We start from the raw sequence: 22459 nt of genomic DNA, 5'->3' as shown, positions 1-22459 counted from the left end.
TGCTCAAGGGGTCAGGGGCTATCAAGAAGCTGGAAATCGGCAGATGCGGATCATGGAAAATCGCAACGCCTTCTCGGATCATTTGATGACTCCTCATGCCTTCTTTCTTGCCATGCAGTATGACCCAGCGAGAGCTATTGCGGCGTTGAAGGTGCTAAAGGCAAAATATCCCCATCTTTATCATTCTAAGTTTGGTTGGTTGGATGCTGTAGATGTAGAAACAGAACAAGTTGTTCCGATGGTTCTTGCCTTGGACAAAGGAATGAGCATTTTGGCTGAAGGAAAATTTATGGGAGCGGGGGTTTCAAACTATCTTGATCTTGGCTTGGTTGGACTCAAAGGTTCAAAATCAATGCCTGAGGTAGGAAAATCATTCAATCAGCGCCTTCAGATTTCTACGATTCCAGGTTCGACTATACATACCCCTCGGATGGATTTGAAAGATGGTAAGCAAATGATTCAGGAACTAAAAAGTGGAAAGTCAAAGGGACTTGGGTTAAGGGAAGGCCCCAGTCAAAAAATGGGAGGAATGCCTGGAGCAAGACCTGGAAGATTATTGGCCAGTTTGCCGGAAGCAAACAGGCTGGAGACTGGAGGCTTGAAGCTGGAGGCAAAAGCAGAAACAGAAAAGCAGCTCGAAGCTCGAGGCTCGAAGCTCGAGGCAAAAACAAAATCACAAACAAAATTACAAAAGCAAGAAGTAGTTGCTTCTAACCTCGAGCCTCGAGCCTCGAGCCTCGAGCAAAGTATCAGCCTTGAGCCTCTAGCCTCTAGCTCAAATATTCAAACAGCTTTCAATTTTTCAGTAGACGAATTGGCTAAGATAAAAGCTTTACCGGATGTATCGGCTGAAGAAATGCTGTCCCTTTGTGGAGCTGAGTGGGTGAGGCTTGTTGTTCTTTCCTACTTGAATCCTCTTTTTTCTGAGGAAGGTGAGAATCGTTTGCTTCTCTCTGAACATGTTGTGAATGGAATGCTTGTAGCGCTTGACGACTGGGTTTCTCGTCTAAAGGTTGCACATACCAATGAAGAACGTCATGAGATTTTTGAAGCGATGAGAAGTGATTTAGAGTCCTGGATAGAGCAGGATTTAAACGCAATTCTTGAGGAGAGATTTGGCCGAGGAGAAGTTATAGAGTCTCCTTTTTCCGATCTTGGGCCACTTTTTTCCTCATTAGAGAGAATGTTTTATAACGAGTTTGAATTGCTGGAAGGGGCCCAAAAATTGGTGACGCGGCCATTGTTTTTAGATGAAGGTCCTCGCGTGTTTTTGGGAGAACCTCATGTCGCTCGAGATTTGGCTCGTGGGTGGGTCAGCCGACTTCAACAGGATTCTCAAGGAAGGGATATTTTAGATGCGTTTAATGAATTACAAGAAAATTGGCCCTTTTCAAGAATTGCACAACATCTTTCTGCCGAAGCACAGGAAAAATTAAGAGATATTTTGCGTAAGATGAGGTCTGACCTGGCTGAACGCGTTCGTCGGGAGGCGGAGAGGCATGAATTAGAAGATCTAAAGAAATATGGCCCTCGCAAGGGAACCATGGCGGATGTGATTGACAAAATTAAAAGAGGTGAGGATGCCTTTGAGGAGGAAGTAAAGGGAATGCAAGATCCTCGCGTGAGAGAGCTCTTGGGTATAGAAATGAAACCTCAGGATCCGGTTTATCCTCAACATTATCAGAGGATTGAGGTTCCATGGGATATTAAGAAACTTCAGAATGCTTTAAAAGCCCTTCAACTTGACAAAATAGACCCGCGATTCATGACCTTTAATGATTGGGTTTATTTTATGGAACAATACCGAATCAAGTATGAGTTAGATTCTGACAGCATGGGTGCATATTTAGATTCTCTGGCTTTCTTTGGACCTGAGATCATTAAACGTGTTCAGGCATTAACATTGGATAAGAATGGAAATAAAGTTTGCAGCGAATCGGAGGCGATTGAGATGTATTTTCCAACCTCTTTGGCTTCTGTTTGGGATGGGCTTTTGAGGGATGATCGCAGTTTTGGAATGGCTTCTAAGAAATTTGGTTCTCCTTATGGAAATTTGAAGGTATTCGGTTTGATAGATATTCTTGTTCGAATGGGCATGATGAGGAGAAGTGAACCCCCTTTTCCAAAAACTTTAGAAGCTGGTGTTAATCTTGATCGTATGTTCGAACGCTGGAAGAGGTCTTACGAGAATAATTATTCCAGTGTCGAAGACCGGGCGTCGGACATTCGGGCGAATAAGCGCTTTGAAGAAAAGGCTGCCAAGGCGGTGATGCTTTTAAAAGATGGACGAGAGCTTAAGTTTGAAAAAAATAGATATCGTCCTGCGGCAGAAGCGCTCTATCAAACGATTCATCAAGGAAAGAACTTAAGGATTTCGACCGATTATCTTAGCCAAAGCGTCATTACAGCCATTCACAATCATGCTATTAAGGAAGGAGAATCGCCTGAGGAAGCCATGGCCATGGTTCAAAGAATGGGGGCTATTGTTGGGCCTGAGTTCTGGGATATTTATTATATTCCCAATGTTGATGAGTTGTTGACTGATTTATCCTTTGAATCGGACACGAGACGATTACGTTATTTTAGAGAAATGGCGAAAGAATTCATTAAAAAACGTGATGGAACCACCAATCGGGATAAACGTCAAGAATATGAACGCTCAGTCAAAGAATTTGAAGAGATGGTCCAACTTGAATATCAGGCTATTCTAACTCGCATGGTTCAGTCTCTTTTGATGTTTTGGGAGAAGTGGGATCGAGAATATTTAGCTGAAGGGTCCCCTTTGAAGGTGGCTGAATTTAAAAAGTATCTCAAGGAACTTCCTCGTTACACCGAGGTTTTAAGCGATCCAGAAGGTCCCACTCCAGGTGAGAAATTTAGTTTTTGGAATCCGAAAAGTATGGGAAAGATTTCGCCTTGGGTGAAGACGGGGACGATGAGGGCACTCACCCCTGATCAACTTCTTAAAATTCATCGGCGCATGGTGCGCTTGGGAGGTCGAAGAGCCATGAATGATTATCCTGAAATTTCCTCGCTTTCTAACATGCCTCAAATCCTTTCTCTTTTTGGAGTAAAACCTGAAGAAGGAAAATCACTGGCTGTTCTTGATTCTCAAAATATGGATCAAATGGGTATTCTTTTTGTTTATTCCGCCATGTTTGAATTGCGAGACCGGCCAGATACCACTCAGGATGAATGGTCCAATGAAAATATGAATGGTTATTTGGGAAAAGTGATTTGGACACTGACCGATCCTGCGATGATTGCGACCATGGTTTCTCAGCTTTATCTCAAAGGCGATGTCGAAAAGGCTCAAAGTTTAGCCGGGATTTATTTAACCGATGAAAAGTTAGCGGCTCTTGAAAAGATCGCGTATATCAACTGGGACTTTCTTAAAGTAAAAGGAGCTGACGAGAAGGAAGTGAGTGGACTTAAGGCTTTAAGAGCCTTGTCCGAAACGGGCCGAAGAAAGACCTATACGAAAGAGGAATGGAAGCAAATCACTTATTTTCTTGTCAGTCATGTGGATCAATTCTTGAGAAAATGGGATTTAGAAGGACATGATTTGGTTGAGATCGAGCAGGCTGTGAACCTTTTCCTAAAGGATGTGGCCATGCGTTGTGAGGAGGCTCAGGCGGCGCTTGATCAATTGAGTCATAATCTTGATGATCGTCCAAAGGTGAGGGAGAGAGAACGCATTCTCTCCTTCTGGAAGGGGTTTCAGAGAACTGAAATAGCACTGGCTTTTGTTCGGACCCTATGGCGAGAAGGCCATACGACAGGGGCAGAATTTTTTAGACTGGCCCGGTTGGCCACGTCTCTATCGACTCAGGATCGATTTATCTTAAAGAATATTTTGGGACCAGATCTTGAAGAGGCGGTTTATATTGCGCTTAAAAAGGGGGATGCAAAAGCGCTCCTGATTCTTCCACTTCCCTCTTTGAATTGGCAGAAAATTGCAGATGATTTTAATTTGAGCCCGCTCTTAAAAGAGTATCTCGATTTATTTCATCTGGTCATCGATGATCAGGGCCTTTCGGTGATGGCCCGAAGGCTGGATGCGATGGCTGAAACCATCAAGGCCAATGAAAGTTCTAAGAGTTATTTACAGGGAAAATTATTCCAGACTTTGCTTGATCCATTGCAGGGACGTATTCTTTTTGAAAAAGGCCGTGAATGGCTTGTAAAGGCTTTTGTTGAAGGAGCTGGCCTTAGTGAGAAAGAGGCAGAACAAATTGTAACAAATCTTGATCTTGCCGTTCAGCAAAAAGATGTTAAGGAGATTCAGAAAATAATAGCAGGTTATCAGACCATTTTAGCTCCTCGGATTACCGACCTTTCTCTGGGAAATCACGGGAGAGAATATTTAAGATTTGTGTTGATGATTTTGGAGATTGAACGTGAAGATGTGGAGCTCACTCCAAATGAGATTATCTTTTTCGGGGAATATTTCTTTAAAAAAGGCTGGACTCGCCATGACTTTAGAAGCACGGGTAAAATTCATGATCAAGTTTCCACTTATTTTAGAGCGAAAACCTACATCCGAGCTAGTCATAGCCTTTATGCTCGGGCGAATGGAAATTTAGAGAGTCAGATCTTGGCCCAGTTAGCGGGAAGTACGGGGCTTCCTGAAAATATTTTTACAGATCCCCTGATGGCTCCTTCCGAAATTGAGGTAGGTGAATTGGGTGTTTATTTGGATCAAGTGGATCAGGGGACTTACAGTTTTTGGGATATCGGGGATTATCATTTGCGTTATAGGGCCAAGGATTTAAGTGAAGAACGTACGTCCATCATCGCCTTCTATCAGCATCGGGGCGAGAGCTTAAAAAAGCTTCGTGAAGAGGGAGCTCCATTGAGAGCAAATTTATATCAGGCCTTGGATGGAATAAAAGATGTCATTGGCGATGATTCGAAGCTGAGTGAGATTTTTGGAAATCTTAAATCAATCTCTGAAGCCTTGAAACAAGGAAAAGAAAGCAATCGAAATACCGCTGCGTTTGATGTTTTGATGGAGAATTTGGAGAAGGTATGGCAGGAGGCAAAGCCTAAAAAGGGTTTGACAGAGGGTTTGATAGATCGTGCGAAGGGGTTAGGGAAAGTAGAATCTGATCCTGTTGAAAAATGTTTGCAGGCCTGGCGGGAGACCAAGAAAACAGCTTTTAAAATCTCTGCTTTGAACGATGCGATATGGGTGCCGCTTACGGCCAACGCTCAAAGCGAGCTTGTTAAATCCATTGAAGTCAACTCACAGGATGAGCACGATGTTGAAAATTGGTTCAGGGTTGCACAGGCCCTTCAGATTTTTCTGGTTGAAGAATTGGGCTATACGGTCGATCAGTTTTATGAGCTTTCTTTTCTGGTTAATTATTTTAGAAAAGAAGTAGGGCTTTCCAATGAACGCATGAAGGATCGTATGCTTCGAAAGATTAGAGAGGTATGGCAACAGAAGCCGGAGTGGATTAATTATTGGGCATCCTCAGGAAATCTTTATCAAAGAGAAGGAAATAATTTCCGAAGTTTCAGGACCGTTCTCAAAGTTACACGTCAAGGGGCACCTTCCTATGAAGAGGTAAGAGAATTAGTTCAATTTTATAACACCTTAGTCGATAGCGGTGTTCCGCGTGATCGGGCTGTATTTCGGATTAATGAAATGCAAGGTGTAGAGTTTGATTTGGAAGATGGACTTATTCAACTTCTAGGACCTGACTTGGCAAAATTAGATCTGACACGCCCCTTACGTGAAATCATTTGTGAGCTTTCTGATGGATTGCGAGACTCTTTAAGAGAAATTATTATGGAGAGGATTAACAATCCCACTCAGAAAGATTGGGAGACAGCTCGCAAGGTCCTGGAGGAAATTCGGCGTCTCGATATCAGGGAAAAACAAAAAATTGCAAGTCAGGAGGCTCTTTTAAGAGTTAAACGGGCCAATCTTTGGGAGGCGAGTCTAGAACAAAGGGCTTTGAAGCCATTTACTCCAGAGGATATCAAAAAAATAAATGAGATTTTTGATTTGTTTAAGGATCATCCGGGAGAGGCCTTTCAACAATTAAGAGATTTTTGTAAAGAGGACAACGTAATTCGTGAGGCCTTGCGAAGGGTCCAGGAGGGAGATAGAGCAACAGCGCATCTTTTGATTGAACCTTTTACGGATCAGGATCGTACGCTTAGACATGCAATAGAACTTTATACTCAAGGCCAGTCAGATCAAGCGGTACTTCTTTTGGATGGGGCGGATATGTATCGGGGTTATCATTTTTCGACCGGATCTTTGAGTGGTCTCTTTGATAAGGTTTTTTTAGAAGGGTATCGAGATGAAGATGTTCGCATTTTTCTTGAAAACAATTATCGAGTGACCGCCCTTATTTTTCTACTGGATGAGAGAGTAAAGGATAGTGACGGAAATAAAATTCCCATTCTTACTCCAGAACAAGCTCAAGCCGTTAGCGATCATCTTGGAAAAGATCCGATGTCCTTGGGAAAAGCAAAAGAATTGAATGATGACTTGACCCAGTTGGCTTATGTTTTAGAAGCTTATAAAGCGGTGAGTTTCCCAACGCCCTTCGTTCGCTGGAAACCTGAAGAGACAGGAATTCGCCACTACTACTATCATCCCAGAGTAGATTTTTTAAAAGGTAAATACTCTCAAGACCAGCTTCGCAATATTTTGATTCATGGAAGCAAAGAAGACAGCGTAAAAGGGATTGTGGAGTTGCTTGGCTTTACACCGACTGATGAACAGATGGAAAAAATTCATAAAGCGGTGATGACAGAGCTCGGTCGCCCAGGCTACTTCACAGGTGATGAAATCATGAAGGCTGGAAAGCGTGTCGATGACGTGATTCGAAAACTTGCTCAGCGGGAATGGATGATCCACGCCTATCGCAAGTGGATTGAGCCTCGGTTGACGCTTCATGAGAAATGGGACGAGATTAGAATTGATATTGTGGGTGACGCGGCCATTGCAAGGGGGCTTTCTTTTCATGATTTGGATCAGTGGATCAATTTTGCGATTCAAACCTATGATGGAATAGAGGCTCTTTTTGAAAGAGAGGGCGTTAAAGAACCGCTTCCCTCCTTTGAAGAGGTTCTTTGGCAGGCGAGCGCAAGATTAGGTTTGGGCGTGATTGGAAGACCGCCTAAAAAACTTGAGGGAGAAAGAGAGAAAAAAGAAAAAATGGAAGCGATTAGGGAGATATTTGAAGAAAAAGCAAAACAATTTTCTGCTGGAATTCCCAAATTGGGACTGACGGATCAGCAGTATGAAGAGTTGTTATCTGTCGCGGTTGAAAATGCGATTGAATATAACGTTCAGCCCTATGAGATTCGCTTATGGCTCGACAAGGCGATCGCCATTAATACAGGAACTATTTTTGCAGCAGGAAAAGTCACAAAAGAATTGGAAAAGAGAACCCATCTTCAGATGAGGGCGTTTTTCAAGGAGGATTCAGGTGAGGAAATGGATTTGATGCTCATTTTATGGTATTCAGGATTTTCAATTTCCAGAAACCCACTTGAATTTGTTCCAGATCCTGAAAATCGCCATTATCGCCAGCTTCAGGCTAAAGAGCGTCTCAAGGAACTTCTTGCTATTTCTGACAAGGGCAATACAAATATGTTTCATCGAATTGGACTTGGGAAATGGTCAAAATATGCACAGAAAAATGAACTGGCTACTCTTAAACTTAAGGTGACTAACTCGGTTGATCGAGCCGATGAAGAAAAGGTTCGTCAGGAGCAAATGTATGAATTATTCAAAACTCAGGCGGTGGGTGCTACAGGGTGGGATTATGGTCGGATTCGAGAATTCTTGCAGCAGTATGGAATGACCCATCCGGAAGATAATATAGATGATTTATTGGATTTCCTTTATCGCCTGAGCCTTTATGACGAAATGCGTCTTGGCCGAGTCATCGTCCATAATCAGACATTGGATTACGCCGCTCATTTGGAAAGGGCTCGTGCGTGGGTGAGGGAACAGTATGAGAATTTTAGAAAGAATCCAGAAGTTAGACTTAAGCTTTCAGAGCTTTTAGGAGTTCCCTTAAAATATAGACCTCTTCCCGAAGGCTCAGAGTGGCCGGAAATGATGTTTTTAGAATTGGCTCATGAAAATCTTTATAAAACCCTTACCCAATATCGAGAAAGCGGAGCTGAAGGAGATTTTGGATCAGTTCTTTACGAAAGTGTATTGAAAACGATTTCTGAATTTGGAGGGAAGTATCCTCAATTTTCTAAATATTATAATCTTTATTCTGTGGAAGAGAAATCTGAAGATATTAAAAAAGGTCTTTTAGTTTTCTCTTCTGATTTTGAAAAAAGATCCCGTCTTTATCACGAAGTGTTACAAGAATCTCCTAATCGGGTGAAAGAAGTTCTAAAATTTCTTGGGATTCTTGTTGGATTTTTCGGCATACTGGTTGCGTTTTTTAGAAGTCTCGCGAGGAAAAGATTAGAGGGAGGAGAGGACGAAGGTCGAAGGACGAAGGTCGAAGGAAACGCACTTCCGCCGTCAGGGTCTTCCACTGAAGACCACCGTCTTGGCATACGCATTAATTTATTACGCAATGTTATTGCGAGCCCGAAGGGCGAAGCAATCTGGTATTTGCTGGGATTGCTTCGTCGCTACGCTCCTCGCAATGACGCTTCACTTAGGCAGACCAACGAGTCACCCAGTCGCGGTCGCTGGGGTTTTTTTACGTTGTTAAGAAAGAATTTGCCTGTGATTCGCGTCAATTTGCTTCAAAGCCGTCCCGTTGATCCTGTTATCCAGTTAAGAAATGAATACCAAGATAAGGGATTTTTGAATGATTCAGGAATTAGAGCGGGGCTTGCCGATATTTTTTCGATCACATCTTCAGATGCTTTCAATACAGCTACTTTTACAATGACCTCTTCCCAAATTGAAGGACCTGATAATTTAACAGAAACGCGTGGAAATGCTGAACGTACCTTTTTAACTTTTGTCCAAGAGAGAATCCTGGATACCTTGGTGGATTATCGGGCGAGGGGCGAAAGGAACCGTCTCAGGGAGACCCTTTATGAAGCGCTTTTAGACGCTGTAGATGCGTATCGGCAAGAGCATCCAGATCAGGCGGAAGCTCCCTTTTTAATGCATTTTTCTGAAAGTGATCAAAATTCTGAATGGGTGAAAGAGACCCAAAATATTCTGATTCTTTCTTGTACAGATTTTGAAAAAAGGATAGGGCGAATCTCACGTCGTGGGGTGTGGACTCCAAAGACATCTCTCTTGAGGCAATGGGCACGATGGATTGGAAGCTCAAAATCAGCCGAATATCTTAAGAGTGGAAAAGCAGGCCACTTCTTCAAGGTTTTTGCTAAGTGGAAGAAAAAAGCCTCTAAAAAACCCTTTGGAATACGGCTTCAAAAGGTGGTTCATCGGTTTTTCGGACTCACTTTTTTCGCCTCCTTTGTCCTTTTACTGGCTTCCATCTTTTCATATCTCCTATATGAAGATCTGAGCCTTCTCTGGTCCTATAAATTGATTTTTGTTGCCGGCATTCTGATTTCAATTATCGCTGCTAATTTAAATGCAAGACGTGCACTTAGAGACCAGCAAAAAGAAGGTACGCTCAGTCAGAGCAGCCCTGCCATGTTAAGAATGAGTTTGGGTGCTTTGCGCACTTTTCTATTTTTAGGGTTGGGACTCATGATTCCTTTTCTCTTAGGAATTGACGAGACTCTATTATCGGGATTAAGGGGTGCTTTTCGGGTCATTGCCATCAGCGGATTCTCCAGTTTTCTTGCCCTGGGTGTTCCCATTTCCTTTGTCGTAGGGATTGGCCTGACGAATTGGTTCCAGAAAAAGTGGGCCTGGGCACGGGAGGATTTGGGAAAGTTTTTAGGCGTTGGCTGGCTTGGCCAAATCCTTGGCCCCGTTTTAAGAATCGTAACCCTTTATTTAATTTATGCAGGAGCGGATTCGACAACGCTTACGGTGATTGTAGCCCTCTGGGGTTTTTCAACCCTGAAGAGCTTGAGAACTTTATTTGCCTTTGGTCTTCCCGGACTTTATATTGCGTTACTCTCCATCATGGTTCCGGGCGCTTTACCGGGGGCCAACGCCATTCTTCTGATTGGCTTTTTTGTTGCGTTTGCGGTTTATTTCCTCAAGCGCTTGGTCGGTCTTCCTGAACATATCTCGGCCTTTTTATATGCCCGAAAAAGGGTGAAGGACAGGAATGTAACAGTCGATGAATATAAAGGACGACATCAAAAATATGCGGAGGCTATCAACGATTTAAAAGTTGATTTTTATAACATCGGAATTCATGCCATCAACCTTTCTTTGACCTGGGTTTACGCATTTTCTACGGTTTCTTACGGGGCGTCCGTACCCATTTTATCCATGTTGATCACGGTTGTTTTTATTTATCTTACGGTGACCACCGCCATGTTGGTGGTGAGCTCGATTGTCTATATCTTTTCCCAGAGAACCAAGTGGCCGATGGAAGAACAAATTAAGGGGACTGGCAGGATTCCCGGTTGGGCCCATGCGGCTCATTTCATTCCTCTTTATATCGTTAACGATACCATTGATTACATTGAGGAGTCGGTTGATACCTTCCGCGAGCAGTACGAAACCAACGCCAATTTCATTTTGCTAAAGGTGGCTGAAAATGGCGAAGTTCGGGTCAAACGTCGTGCAATCTGGGTGAAAAAGGTTCCCGATGGGACATTCAGAATGAAACTGACAGAAGATGGAGAATATACTCGAGGGATCACGAGAGAAGATTTTGATGAGATCACCCGTTCTAAAATTGATCAGATGGAGGTAGGTTGGGAGGTCCAGATGGTGGACCCGGATGAAGAACGTAATCCCTGGGAGGTTTTTCCCATCACGTATTTTGACCAGGGAATTCAGAAACGCATCAGGGGCATGACCGATGAGTTAAGGAACCGCAAACCGGGCGCCAGAGACGTTCTCTATGCCCCTGACCCACGAGATCATTTTAAAATGATGTATGTTGTTCAGGCGGCCAGCAAACATCAGAAGGTTATAGCCAAGCATCTTGAAGGAATTCGGGGACTTCAAAGAAAATTTGGAGAAAGCCCCTTTGGTTTGATGAACCGCTATATGAGCGATAAGCACTTGAAGAAACCCGGCGTTCTTCAAGATGCTTTTGAAAGTTTATACCGCGGGGTTTTTAGTCCATTTCGTTATACCACAGCCAGTCAGGATGAACGCAAAAAGGCCCAGATGGACCGCTTTGGGGTTGATCCCAATCAGGTGGTGGAATATACGGATCGTCGAGGCATCAAGCAGGAGCTGGTGGTTTTAAATGGGGATCTTTATCGCCGCTTTCCCGATGCCAACGGGTTTCCCCAAATGCAGCTTTTAAGAAGAAACGGAGATTTTCAGACGGAACCTGTCGAAAATCAAAATGGAGAAGTGGCAGGTTTCCAATTTAAAGATGGGAACGGTCAATATTTTAAAATCGATGGGACTTCTCTGGAAAAGGTTCTTCTCAAACCCAAAACGGTGGTCGCGATCAATGGAGAAGGCAAATTTGGTTTTTACGAGCGTCGAACACTCAAAGAAAGAATGCGCTATACTCCTGGAAAGAAAATGGAAGGAGCAATTAAAAAGGAAGATCAGAAAGTAAAATTGAAAGAAGAAAAATTGGCTGTTTTAAGAAAAGCCATTCAAGCGCTTCAGCCAGAGGTTCAGGAAAGATTAAAGGGGATGGATATTCTTTTTATCAAGAATCAAAAGGCCCATTACTCTTTGGGACGTGATCAGATCTTTCTGGATGTTGCGCTTCTGGATAATCAGCATGATCTTGAAATCGTTTTGAATCATGAAGTGATCGAACGCTCGGAAGTGCTTGCAGGGATTGATGCGGAAGGACTCTGGGACGAATTTGGGAGAACCCGAACACGTCCCAGCCGAAGGAGTGTTGCTTTAAAAGAAGCCATTAACCGTCTTGCCTATGCCAGTCATCAGAGACTCGTTGATTTGGGGATTCAATATGGGGTGGACATTGAATCACTCACGGCGGTTCGAGGTTTTGATGGACTGCCCAATGACACTTATACCGCCGGGATTAAAAAGGCGCTGGTTGAAGGAGACTTTGGTCTTGTTAAGATTGATTCTAATACAGGTGCTGTTCTTCTTTCAGATTTTGAGTTAAACGTCCCTGTTGAAACGAGTGGGGAATGGAAAGTTCTCAAAAAAGAAGAGGCTGAAACCATTTCAAGTGATGTTTTCTACGAAGCCTTTGAAACCTTTGAAAAGGAGTACGAGGTGAAGGTGAAGGTCGGGAAAAGAACGGTGATTGAAAAACGCAAAATTTATTTAAAACGGGATCGCGGCGCTTTTTATATTTGGAAAAAGGATGAGGATGGAAACTGGGGATGGGAAAAGTTCAGGGAGAGACTCGCCTACCGTGAAAAATCAGATCCTCGACAGCCCGAACGTATGGAATACGGTTCTCGGGGGATTCCTGATTTGATGGACTTGAAAGAGTATTGGGGTGAGGATTTGATTCTTCAATTGGATGGAAATCTGATTAAAGATGCCTATGGCCAGCCTGTTACCTTAAATGGTATGACCCATAAAATCATTAAAAGACTCAATTATGTCAAGTCGGATGGGAGCATAGAAGTTTTGGAAGTGAATAAGCAGGGCTTTGCCCTCGATAAGGATGGGCAGGTTATTTATTACCCCGGGCAAATGACCATGGGTCTTGAAAATGATCTTTTGGGTCAGGATGGGACGAATGAAACGAATGTCCAGTTCACTAGCCCTTATTATCGCCTGGGTCGTGGCTCGGACAGTCGTTATGAAATTCGAAGCGGGGCCTATAACGACATCAAGGAGACCTCAGATAATTATATTTTGGGAGAAGGGGACCTGATGTATGTGGATAAGGGAGAAGTGGTCAAACATGACGAGGCGCCTGCCCAGAAAAAATTTTACACCATTCGAAAAAATCCCGCGGGCGAGTGGAAACTTTGGATCAATACCGGCTTCGGTTCTCCCAATGAAACAGGTTGGTATGATATGGAAGAAAGAACGGTTCAGAAAGACGATTTCAAAAATTTAAGATTGCATATTCAGAGTCTTTGGGAGGAACTCATTCATCAAAAATACATCAGCGAAGACGGAACAATTTTGGAAAAATTGAGAAACGTAAAAGATTTTTCTAAGTTAGACTTAGGCACGGATTTTCTTCAATTTCAAAAGGAGATTTTTAACGTTTTAAAAACAAAAATCAATGTTTTTGATGTCTATAATATCGATGGATCTTTGATTTATGAAGGAATCGCGGTGGCTACCCCCGAGCTGGTGAGGGCCGCGGCCGAAAAATTACAGCAAAAGGGACATGTGGTGATTGAAGAAAACGTCCGCGGCCTTTTAAGAGGTGGTAGCGCCTGGTCTTTTCTGGGCACGGATACGCCTTTTGAGGCCACGGAGACGACAGGGATGTTTGTGCAATCAACAAAAACAAAAAATAGAATAGACAATTTAAATAAATTCAGGGATAAATTTGATGAATTGAAAAAATTAGTTAACGATAATAAATCGACGAAGAAAGATATTGAAAAATGTACAAATGATCTTAGGGAAGTGATCGCAAAATTAGATGATATAGAAAAAAGAGATGTCCCTGATCAGGATCTAATAATAGACGTGTTTGAAAATAGGGATAAGAAGGCCTTGGAACATCTCAAAAAACTATCCATGTCTCTTGCAAAATCTAGAGATGGCGAAATTGTCCGCGGCGAATTCTTTGGAAAGGATTTGCGGCGTGTGGATCCGATGATGACGTTTTGGGGGATGCTCAAGCCCAATGACCTAGACGTGTCTGTGGAACAGGGGTTGATGACGGAAGAAGAGAAGCAAAAATTCTTCCTGCAGGGATTTGACGGAAATCGTCATGCCTTTAGTTTTGCCAAGACGGGTTTAGAGAAAAATTTTATGATTAAAAAAGACAGGCTTCCTGAAGGAATGTTTCCCTTGGATGATGTCAGTGATTTTAAAGAGGTGGAAGATGGCTTTTTGGTGGATGAGGGAGATGCCTATTTTATCCGAAGCGAGCTTCCTCAGGGCCTTCACATCGAGGGTCGTGAAGACGTCGATGATCCTGACAAAACAGACCTGGTTAAAATCATGCTCTTTTACGAAAATAGCCAGTGGGTTCATCGGGCCGTTAAGGTGGCAGCCAAAAATGACTATGAAGAATTGCTTGCCTTTTCGAGGGGCTATAGGGTTAGAGGAGAAGTGGATCCTTTGGAGAATGCCTGTGGCAATGGTCGTAAAAGTCTTAAAGTTCCTGGAGGCTTTATTGTTCAGGGTTTTGAAGTGATGACTTGGGGAGAGATTTTAGAACAGCTGCCAAAACAGGTGAAAGAGGGCCTCCTCAATGATCCTTCGTTAAAGTCAAAATTGACACAATTAAATCTTCAGGATGACGATTTGGTAGACGTTGTGATCGAACGAAAGCCGGATGGCAGCCTCTTTAGAGATGTTCGCCGTGTAGCGAAGGTGGGTGAGTATGAGGTTCTCGATCCTCGACCCGGACCGAGTGAAGATAAAGAAATCTTGTCCAAATATTCCCGATTCCTTTATCGGCCTACTGAGGGCGCCTTTGTAAAAAGCCTTGCCGGCGATCCTATGGAACCGGCCTACCGCGTTCAATTTGCACCCCATGGTGACGTGGACAATGCCTGGTACCGGCGCATGCTCAAAATCGGTATTGCCCAGATGGCGGCCGAGCTCATGGAAGGTAATGAATACGCCATTGGACAGCCCGTCATTATTTTCCCCAATGCGGGTCAGAGCAAATTTGCTCAACTTAATTCCTATGGTCAAGACATGATGTTTTACACCATGAGAAATGTACAAAGGGTGTATGGCGCCTCGCCCTTTTATGGGAAGGGAATTTTTAGCCTGAGTCGCTATCTTTCAGACATTCGTGATAAAGAGGCCATCGCGACCGATGCCCTTTCCCACGACGTTTGGGAGGCCATGTTAGGCCGGGCCATGTTGCTTGAAGATGTGTACATGGTAGAAGAGGCCAATGCCCGTAAGGAAGAGATGTTGATTAAGTTTAAGCGCTGGTTCCGTGGAGATTTAAAGATTCAGGATTATATGAATACGGCCTTTTCCGGATTCTGGACCATGCTTGACTGGTTCCTGGGGGTTCCGGATGCCTGGCCAAAAGCTCAAACAAGATTTAAAACCCCTCAGGAAGGAGGAGAAGAAACAAGAAAAGGGGTCGAGGATAATTTAAGGGGTGTTCTTTCAGAACCTTCTTTTGCCATCTTTTTGATCTTAGGATTTATTTTTACCCAAATCCCCGGCCTTCGTGAAACGCAGCTCCCCTGGCTTGGAAATATGATCTTTGTCGCCGTCTTTTTTGGACTGGCCCCGACACCGAAGGGAGTCCGAATTGTGGCGGAGAGGAATTATGTAGGTTATAACGAAAAGGTTCCCAAACCGATGAAGGAAATCCATCCCTGGTTAAGGCCACTCGCTCGTATGATCACTTATGGTGAGAATGGTGAGCCTGAGGGTCTTCGTTCAAAATGGCTTTTTAACGCTATTGGCAGCAAACCTGCCACTTACACTCGTACCGGGCCCATTCCCAAATGGATTGAATACGCCTGGCCTGCAAAATTTATCGCCATTCCTTTTCATTATGCCTTAACGACGTTTTGGATGAATGGGGCTAGTTTGGCCACCCTTTGGATTCCCCTTGCTGGTCTGGCGATGGGCATTGCTATTGTAGGAATAGCTTATTTCATCATGATGCATCGTCCGACAGGCCCTGAGTTAAAAAAAATTGCCTGGAATTTCTTGGTGATGAACTGGAATTATTTGGCCACGGTTATTCCTGTGGTGTTGGGGATCGCGTTGGGCGATGCGGAAATTTTCAAAGGCGGATTTGAGATTTTAGACAAACTTTTAGGTTTTCATGCCTCTTATTTTCAACTGATTGGAAGCGCTGTTTTTATTTATCAGCTCCTGAAAAAGCCCGCGAAAAAAATTGCAAGGGCCTGGCGAGTTGGAAAATTATCCGACAAACTGATGACGACCGGCAAAATCGTGATCGGTATCGAAGCACTTGTCATTTTGATTTCTTGGAATTTTCCATTGGCTCCGGCGATATGTCTTCTCGCTGTGGGAAGTTTAGTGGTAAGGGGCATTTTGAACAATCGTGAGGAGTTTTTGCATGCGTTAAGAAAGGTTTTTTTGACACGCAGAGGAATTGTCAAACTTATTTTAACGATTGCTCTTCCTCTCGCGGCCTATTTTGCGATGCCTTATCTCTATATGGTACCGGGAATTGGATCTCCTGTTCGATTGGCTTTAGGTCCGCTGGGAAAATATACCCTCCAGGCCTTCGGGGATTTGAGGGCCGCTGTCGTCATGGTGATTTTTGGGCTCTGGGTGATTCACCAGAGGATATTCACCTCTGAAAATAAACCACGCATGATGGCCCTCCTTTCCTCCGCCTTCATTTTAGGTTTGATTGCGTTGGCCTCCTGGTTTTCCCTTTTTCATGGGGTTGCTTTGGGAGATGTCGCAGTTGAGTTCATGAGAGAATCCCGGGCGGACATGTTAACCATTGAATTGGGTAAAATGATTTGGAGTGCCATGCACTATGCCGTCCCCATCGCCTTCTTTGCTTATTTTACGGAAGTCGGTCGTTATAATCTTAATGCCTTCTGGACCATGATTGAAGAGGTCTGGCGCTCAACGGCCCAATACCTTACCTTTGTTTATTCAAGGCCTTATAATGCGGCCGTTGTGACACGGGATATGAAGTCCGGTGTTCCCGGTGTCTGGGTCCCCTCCAAAGACGTGGTTTTTTATCTTGAGAAGCGCTATCCAACCATTTGGGATCCTTACCGCGTGGAGCGGGTGCCGCCCGCGATTGGTGTGGGCATTGCCGCATTCGTTGGACTCAATCTGGTGGACCGTTCCAGTCTTCTCTTAGGTTGGCCCATCATGGTGCTCTCTTTTATCTTTGGCCCTTATGTCTCTAGGCAAGAGGCCGTCACGGGCCGAGCGCCAGATTTTGACGAAAATCAATTTCGATTCGCAAAAATGGCCCTCAACGACTGGGTTGAGGAGAACCAAAATAATCTTCACGCGGACAATGATGCAAGACTTCGAGAGGCAGTTCTTTTTATCTCGATGAAAAAAGGACTTTCGATGCGGGATCGCATGAGGCTCTATCTCTACGCCTTGGATTTACGGCGAAAGGAATTTGATCATCAAATGAATATGGCGAATGGATCGCTTGAAGCAGAGCTTTATCAATTTTCAGAGACAATTTTATTCCAGGATGAAGCGAAGTTTTGGGAGAAACATGAAAAATCTCCTGAAATACGTGAGATCGAGGTGAGAAAAGGAAAATTTAGCGAAAATAATCAATCAGCTTTTAAAGGCCTGCTTAACGATCTTGACTTTTGGAGTCCACTGGATCGGGCTCTCTTAACACATGCTGGTACACCTCTTAGGAAAGAGGATGGCGATGCTTATGATAAACTCAATTTCGAGGAGCGTTTACGCTTTTTCCTCCAGACTCAAAAGGAATTTTCGTTTAGAGAGGTCTATCGTCAGAATTTAAAAAGATATGGGATATGGAAGTCTTTTAGGACAACATGGAAAGAAGCGAATCAATTTTGGAAAAGAAATCAGACGGCGTGGCTCCTTTGGGTAAAATATCGCAAAATCATTAAAGAATTAACGGAGGTGGATGGCACCATCGAAGTTATTCAAAAAACATTAGAACAGTCTGTGATTCCTCCTGAAGAGAGGCGGAGACTTGAAAATTACCGTGAGGTTTTGAGAGCGAAAAAGGTCAAGCTTCTCATTAAAATTTACGGCGAAGATGGCCGAAGTGGAGAGATGGGAAAATTGGCGGCTGATCCAAAATTTACAGATGTTTTAACCTGGAACCGTGTAAAGGAGGCTGCTTGGAATTGGGTGGCCATATCTGGAGTGGAAGGGACTGAGCTGGCCAGGCAACGATTGAAGATGATGGAGCATCAGATGAAGTCGCAGGGTCTTTTGGCTCAGACGACGGCTCTGGACCATTTATTGGCCCAGGATGCGGAGTTTGTGAGAAGGTATAGATTTGGGGACGAAGATTTAGCAAGACCTTTATTTGAGGCGATGGAGGCTTTGTTTAGAGATGGAAAAACTTCTGGAACAGCTCAATTTACATTTAACGGCATGCAATTTGAGATTTCTGCAAATGGCGATATTGATAAGAGATTACAGTCTTTTGGTCATTCTACTCTTTTGGGAAAGATGTCTTACAAAGTAAAAAAAATCAATACAGATGAAGAGATAGATTTTGCAAATTTTTTACCGATGCTCATTCATCGTCAAGGTTTCTATGGTGGATCAGGGCCATTTTATAATATAAACAATATAACTTATCCTTATCGAGTTACACTTACAGATTCTCGACAGCACAATACCAATGGCATCCCTATTACTTTCGACGGCCCCGAAGCCATTATCCGAATGTTTTGGAATTTAAAACCAACTCAAGGGACAGGACCAGCCCCATCGTCACGTGGGCCAGTTCGTCTACCAGCTCCTTCGACGCCTCCTTCAAAAAAGGTGGAAGGTGGCCTTGTTCATCCCATGACCTATGACAACATTGAAGAGGCTATTCAACGAATTTCACCAGATGCCATTGAGGGGTTTAGATTGAGCGCTCATGAAGATCGGATAGGTTCTTTCTTGAGGATTGTACTCAGTCAAAATTCATCAGTAGAGATTGATCAGGGCGATCTATTCGAGTTTTTTGCCGCGGATAAAACTTTATATGTTTGTTTTTTGATGAATGGAGATTTAACTTATGGTCAAATCTATCCGAGGTTACATATGGGTGATCCTCCATCAAGGATTGAAGGATATCTTATTTCTAAAGAGGAATTTGAAGCCGCTCGGGCGAGGAGTAAAGCACCTTTAGGTGGCCAGGGTTCTTCGGGGCCAGCTTCAAGTGGGCCAGTTCTTCCACCGGCGCCTTCTGGTCCTACAGACTCGGGAGGCTTGGCCACGACTTCTGACGGTCTTTCTCATCCTATAGATAGTTATGTTCAATTAACTCCCCCAGCCCCTCTTAACTTAAGAGGGGGGACTGATAATGTAGGGGAAGAAAACTCTTCACCTGATCTAGGAGCGGAAAACCCTCCCCTTATACTAAGGGAAGATGGAGGGGTTACAGGGGTTGGTCAAGAACCTCAAACATTAGAAGAATTTGAAGAAGATCTTCTTACGTTTGAGGGAGGTTCTGGTCAGAGTGATGTTTTACCGACACCTTCAGAATCACCAGTGTCCTCAAAAGTTGCAAGCACTACCACACAAATGCAGAATGCTCTCAGAATTAGAAGAGAAACATGGAATAAGGCAATTGCTCAATATCAGCGTCAGCTCAAACAAGCTACGACTTATGAAGAAAGATTACAGTTCACTGAAGATATTAAAGTGGTTCTGAAAAAGATTCATGAAAGTATTAACATTGTTGACAAGACAGAGTTCAAAAAACTTCTGGTTGGTATTCATGAGGGGACAACTTCCATCGATGATTTAGCAACTTTCATCAACGGTATTAGTGGTCTATCAGCCTTGAGTAACTGGACCGGCGGTTCGGCCTGGAGGCTAGAAGATGGACGGCAGCTGGATGGACTTACGCATAACCAGGGAGTGATGGAGGCCCTTGTCCTATTAGAAAGATGGGCTTTATCGGATGATAATCAATACGACGAAGATATTTTCAACTATTTCAACAGAAGAAGAAAAAATGGAACCCCGCCATTTGGAGAGGCCCAGCGGCTTCTTCTTGATCAAGTTCGTGATCGATATCGTGAGACTTATTTAGCTGATACAGATGCCTCTCGACAGAATCGCGAGAATCTGTGGCTTCAGGTGATTTTGCATGATTATGGAAAGGTCCCTCTTCAATTTATAGATGGTCATTGGGTTCAGGGAGAGGAACTTTCCCGTGATCTTCTAAAAAATCTTGGGTTTAACAATGGTAGGCCGGATGCGGTTGTGTTTGGCGTTGCCAATCATACCTATTTTGGGGATCTTTATTTAGGGGAGCGCAGTCCAGGTGCGCTTCTTGCAGGGGTAAGTCAAGATCGTGTAGAGAATGTCCTCACGGATTTGATGGTGCTCAATTTATGTGATGTTGCGAATGTAGGGCCGGGCATGCTTGAGGTGCGACAGTTATCGGCTATGATTCATGATTCAAGAAAAGAAGCTCTTGAATCATTGGATAAAAACTCAGAGCTTCATTTATTGAGAACGGCAAGAATGCTAGGTTATCCAACCTGGCCGATTTCAGAGGCGACGCAAGTTCAGCAAACAATTGAAAGTTTCTTCAAGAAAGTCAGAAATTCAGGTGAGAATAGTAATTTCGAAAGTTTCATGGCCACAATGCAATTTAATTATGTCCATTATTTGATTAGAAATATGCGGGACGCCGAGACAGCGATGAAATTTTTCTATTATCTCTATCGTGTACAGGGACTTTCAGAGCAGCTGATGAGTCGTGTGACAATGACGTCAGATCGGGCTTCCGGGCAAATCGAACGGTTGTTTAAAAATGTTTCTTTTGATGAGCTAAAAAATAAACTTGATACTGTGGATCAGAGTGAAGTTAGGACTCATTTGGAGGCGGGTAGAAACGTAAGAGTATATGGCATTCCCGTTCGTTTACGGGAAAACAATACATGTCTTCGTTTTGAAACTGCAGCATTGGTTACGCAGCGCCAAGGGTCTTTTCCTGCAACCAGAGAAGTAGCTAGAAGTCAGGAACCGAAGGTTCTGGGAGAGGGAAGAATAGATAGAGGATCCTATCGCTCCATTTCTTCTGAAAAAGGTTATGAAAGCTTACATCAAGGATATGCTCGAAAAATTAACGAGGCTTTTCAATTTTTAGCAAGCTATGGAATTCGTACTGCACTGATTAATCTCGAAATAAAAATTCTTGAAGGTCAGGATGATTTTGCTGAGCTTTTTGTGTATGAGCATGGGGGAAGAGTTGTTCATATGGATCGGGATGTATTGGATAAAAGTATTCCAATGATTGCGTTGGTGCTTCACCATGACTCGCAAAATCATGATCAGGGCGAGATGGGACCTATTCTACAAGATTTAGATTTTTTCCATACCCTTCATCTAGCTACTCAAGGAGTTGGGGTGCTTCCCGACCTTACAGGTCAAAATAAAACAATAGCTAGAGAATCTTTAGAAGCTTTAGAAAGAGACTTTGGTGCTCATCCATATTGTCGCTTTCTCTCAACACATTATCATGATGACGAAATTACAAAATTAATAGCTGTAAATGCTTTTGTTCAAGGCGCAAGCTATTTTACTCGTGCCGAAAAGGAAAAAACACGGATTGATTTTGAAAGTCGATTAGATAAAGTCGCTCCTTTAGTTATTTTTGCTCCTGTTCAAAGACTAACTTCGAGACGCAATAATCTTGATTCTCAGTTAAAAATGGATTTGGAGAAGATTGGACGGGATGTACCGGGTTTCATGGATGATTCTGACGGCATGATTGACAGTATGATCGAAGCTGTTAGTCAATTAGGGCCTGAAGATGATGGGTTGATATCTCTTATTACAGCTGCTTTTACCTCTATTAAGGATCCAAATAAAGTTCTGCTGGGAAATATAAGGGAATCTGCCGAAGGAATTGTTGCCCGTATTCGTGAGGCGGCCCAGGAAAGTGGAAAGAAATCAAATAAAAGAGCTCTCAAAAAAATGGAAAAAGATGTCTTTATCCTTCTCTTATGGATGGGGACTTTTAGGGAGGGAAGTCCCGTCTCATTAAGGGCTTTGACGAGAATTTTTAACGGTAAGAATTATCGTGACAAAAACTATCAGAAGCTGAATCCAGAGGATTTGAACAAACTCTCTTTAGCAGAATTTATGACCATTGCCAATCCTTCAAAAACCTCTGCTCAACTTCCTTTTGGTCTTTCACAAGCCCTTTCTTCAAAGAGGATTGAAGTTCAACCGGATGGGAAAATAACGGTTTCGGGTCAAAATTTTGAATTTGGCCGTACAGCAAAATCAGCTTTTGCCGATATCTTTAAGGCAGCCCAAACACGAGGGGCTTCATCTTTAGTCATCAATCTTTCCACCCATGGCTATATTGACCCCCGTCGCTTTGCGGCTATCCTGCAGGCCATTGTTCAATCTCCAGCTTGGCTGGCGGATGGCACTCGAGAAGTTATTCTACCTCCTTTAGAGGGTGACACGGAAAAGGGAATAACGGCGAGTGTAATCCTGCGTTTTGACAAGGCTAAAGGTGAGATCACGGTAGAAGAGATACGACCCATTGATCCGACTGTGGTAGAGACCTCCCGAAAAGGTCCACCTCCAAAGGCTTCTGATCGTCTGGAAGGGGTAACTGATTCTAACCCACTTCGTGAACAACAACTGTAG

Annotated in this window: 1 protein-coding gene (only partly in view); it reads left to right on the top strand. The window is 43.4% G+C overall.

Annotation, left to right across the window (positions count from 1 at the left end):
* Positions 1-22459 carry the 3' portion of a TolC family protein gene (locus tag HYS07_00355; GenBank protein MBI1869625.1) on the top strand. The gene continues 11498 nt to the left of window position 1, outside the view, so only the last 22459 of its 33957 coding nucleotides appear in the window; its start codon lies beyond the left edge, outside the window; its stop codon occupies positions 22457-22459.

It is taken from the genome of Chlamydiota bacterium (assembly GCA_016178055.1).
Classification (GTDB): Bacteria; Auribacterota; JACPWU01; order JACPWU01; family JACPWU01; genus JACOUC01.
This window is presented reverse-complemented; position numbering and strand designations above follow the sequence as displayed.